Source organism: Dolichospermum sp. LEGE 00246 (assembly GCF_015207865.1).
In the GTDB taxonomy this organism is placed as follows: domain Bacteria; phylum Cyanobacteriota; class Cyanobacteriia; order Cyanobacteriales; family Nostocaceae; genus Dolichospermum; species Dolichospermum heterosporum.
Genome location: NZ_JADEWA010000512.1, coordinates 1 through 3,746 on the forward strand (window position 1 = coordinate 1; position 3,746 = coordinate 3,746).

The 3,746-nt window shown below is 37.2% G+C and carries 3 protein-coding genes; 1 reads left to right on the forward strand and 2 read right to left on the reverse strand.

Translation table 11 applies throughout. The features are described 5' to 3' along the window. Nucleotides 1–920 precede the first annotated feature (920 nt). Entirely contained in the window at nt 921–1,802 is an 882-nt protein-coding gene (locus IQ228_RS23105) for an aspartoacylase (RefSeq protein WP_193964564.1), read from the forward strand. Here IQ228_RS23105 and IQ228_RS23110 read toward each other — a convergent pair. Both IQ228_RS23110 and IQ228_RS23115 read right to left on the reverse strand, forming a co-directional pair. Then, on the reverse strand, nt 1,785–2,915 hold the full coding sequence (locus IQ228_RS23110; RefSeq protein ID WP_027403035.1) for a glycosyltransferase family 4 protein: 1,131 nt from the start codon (nt 2,913–2,915) through the stop codon (nt 1,785–1,787). The genes IQ228_RS23105 and IQ228_RS23110 overlap by 18 nt on opposite strands. A 63-nt stretch (nt 2,916–2,978) precedes the next feature. Then, on the reverse strand, nt 2,979–3,746 hold a 768-nt coding region (locus IQ228_RS23115; protein WP_228044035.1), incomplete at its 5' end, for a PIG-L deacetylase family protein.

Sequence of the window (3,746 nt, forward strand, 5' to 3'; positions counted from 1 at the left end):
GGTTGGGTTGAGGAACGAAACCCAACACCTCTTATTTATCCTCCCGCTAATGTTGGGTTTCACTTCGTTCAACCCAACCTACGAAAATTAAATTAATATTCTCTTCCATAAGGGGAGCGGTAGAACCAAAATTAGTCAAAATGAGCAACCTATATCTAGAGATGAGATTAAACAGGTTTTATCATTGTCATCAATGGATATAATTAACGGGTTACAATCATTAATAAGAAGATTTTTAGTCAGCAAATTAGAAAATGATCAAAAACTATATACTCTCTCTGCCGTTTTTAAAGAATATTTAAGAATTTACCATCATTAATCATAAGTAATTGGACAAAAATATTTACAGTCATTGCGAGGGAAGGGAAGCAATCACAACCCTGGCGGACTGCTTGCAGCAGCGCTAGTTCCCTCCGGGACGCTCCGCAAACGCTATTGCTTCATTTCACTTCGTTTCATATGGCTAACCCCACGCAACGCTTACGCAATGACATTGTGTAATTAATTCTGTCTCACTACTTATTCCCTTCATCTTGCTATTGGCATCTGGACTCAACACTATTCGGTCAAGGGTGACATACTCCACACACTCCCTTATGCCTTGCGGCACGCTTGCACGAACAGGTGAGTGTGGGCAACGAGCGTGACTCTTCTATGAAGACATTAACTGAGCTTTAAGACCATGTGTCCCACGGTTCTTTGGTTAAGCCGAACAATTAGCTTTTATTTTGATAGGCTGCTTTTGGTGCATTTAATTGAGTTGTAGGGTGCGTCAGATATCAATAATCTGTTTATTTGCAGAATTTATGCAGTCTGACGCACCCTACCAATGTGCCAGTTGCGTAAGTCCTGATAAAGTGGCTATGGACTGATAGAATGTGTTCACTTTCATAGCTAATTTGCTTGTAACCGGGGTATTTATGAATCAAATTCATCGGGTGGCGATTGTCGGCGGAAATCACGGTAATGAGTTAACGGGAGTTTACTTAGTGAAAAAGTTTCAACAATATCCCCATTTAATTCATCGAGGCAGTTTTGAAACTTTATCATTACTTGGTAATCCTAAAGCTATTGCTGCACGGACAAGATATATTGATACGGATCTGAATCGTTGCTTTAATCAAGATAAATTATCAAATTCAAAAATTTCAAGTTACGAAGAATTAAGGGCGCGAGAAATTCAACAAATATTACAACCAGAAAATCAAGAATCTGTAGATACAATTATTGATGTACATACGACTACTGCCAATATGGGATTATGTATTATTCTGGGAAATTGGCATCCTTTTCTGCTGAAATTAGCTGCTGCTTTGAGTGCAGTTAATCCTTCTGTGAAGGTTTATATTCATGAACAACCTCAAGGTAGTGGTTTTCTACGTTCTTTGTGTGATTTAGGTTTTGCAATTGAAGTTGGTGCTGTACCTCAAGGAATTTTAAATGCGGAATTATTTCAACAAACTGAACAACTTATTTATAGTGTTTTAGATTATTTTGAAGACTATAATCAAGGAAAAGATTTCCTAAAAAATAACACACTAACAGTTTATAAATCAATTGGTGTGATTGATTATCCGAGAAATGAAGCAGGGGAAATTCAGGCGATGATTCATCCCCAACTTCAGTTCCAAGATTATGAACCTTTGCATCCTGGTGATCCTATTTTTATGACTTTCACAGGAGAAGAAATTTTCTATCAAGGAAATTCTACTGTTTATCCGATCTTTATTAATGAAGCTGCCTATTACGAGAAAGGAATTGCGATGCACATTAGCAAACAGGAGTTAATTAAGATTGGCTAATTCTCTGGTTTCCATGACTCTGATGATATTGTCTTTTCTCATTAATTCACGATATACACTTAGTGTTTCTTCATTCACTCGTGCTGCACTAAATCTTTCTAGATTTTGTTGGGCGCGGAATTTCCACTGATTTAAAAGTTGGCGATCGCTCAATAATTGTGTCAAAGTATTAGCTAAGGCTGAAATATCCTTGGGTGGCACTAAAATCCCCGCCTGACTATAATCTAAAGTCTCAGGAATGCCATCTACATCACTGGCTACGATTGCACAACCAGCTTCCCGCGCTTCCGTTAGCACTAAGCCAAAAGATTCACAATGTGAAGCCAAAACAAAGATATCTGTTCCTAACATATAGCGTTGCGGTTCTGCCTGAAATCCCTCAAAATGAATGCGTTGGCGCAGCCCGCCGTAGGCATTGCTGAAATCTATATTTTGCACCATAGACTCGAACATCAGTCGGTCTGGACCATCTCCTACCAAATATAAATGTGCTTGTGGAAAGTCTATGGAAACTATTTTAAATGCCTCAATTAACTCATAAATACCTTTGCGGGTATACATCCCAGCCACAGTAGTTATAGATGGATGTGGCATTTCTACTGGTTGATAATCTGCAAGTTTTTTATGCCGAGGACTTCCTAAAGTCCCATTACTAACCACTCGTAACTTCTGAGGTGGAATACCCCGTTTAATCATTGAATTAGCTACTGCTTTACTAACTGTAATTACCTGGTCAGCTAATCCCATGAGAATAGCACTATGTTGAAACTCATTATGGACAGTAGAAACTAAATGATATTCTCGATTCTTGCGAAAAATACCTGCTAAAATTGCTCCTGTCATCATGTGTACATGAACAATATCCGGTTGAAAATCTTTAATAATTTGGCGATAATGCCAAGCAGCTTTAATGAGATTTAATGGTGTCCGACATTGATTTAAATAAAAATGTTCAACACCGTGATCTGCTAATAATTTTTCATATTCTCCACCAGCAGAAGCTACAGCAATATCCAGACCACTTTCTGCTTGTAAACAAGCTAAATCTACAGCAACATTAACAATTCCATTACCGATTTTTTGAACATGATTAGTAATATGTAGAATCCGCATTTAAATTTTCTCCACTGTAATTATTTATAGCAAATCTTCAGATGCGTTTTCCCTGTCCCCACTTTACTCGGATTTAAAAAATATTTCTTCCGAATATAAAAATCGGTTAATAAATCCCCGAGGTAACATCTCAAGCTGGGAAGAATAGGCAGCAATAGCTTTTTGTTTTTTCTCTTTTACTGATGTTACTGATAAGCGATAAGCCGCTGCAATGTCTTGTAACTTCAACAGAATAAATAATGGCGATCGCCAAAATACCCAAATAGGGTATTGAAGTATTTCTGTATGAATTTGCGATTGGATAATTGCCTCTTTCACTAAATTATAAGTAGCTTCATGATCTTGATGACAGTCTTTACGGTGAGGCACATAAACCTCTCCCGGTTGATATAAATTTAGTAGTTCTGAAATTTCAGTAATTATCTGTTGCCTTTTCTCTATATTCAAAGAAGCTAAACTGCCATCTTGGTGATTTAAAAAATGAATCTCTGAAGGGGTTACTCCCAAAATATTTAACGCCATCAAAGATTCTTGTTGACGAATCTGGATAACTTGATTTTGCATAAGTGGATCTAAGCCATGAGAACCTCTACCGTCAGTTAAAAAAGTTATACCTACTTGTATTCCTTGTTCTCTTTTACGGGCAATCATCCCTCCACAACCAAAGGTTTCATCGTCTTGATGAGGAGAAAAAACCATTGCTGATTTTTCAGAAAATTTCAAAGGCTGACTTCCCCAATGCAAAATCCACCAGGAAACTAAACTACAATGAATATATTGTATCTGATTTAACAATTTATTAGGGATGATTTTTTCTAAAGAGATTAGGTT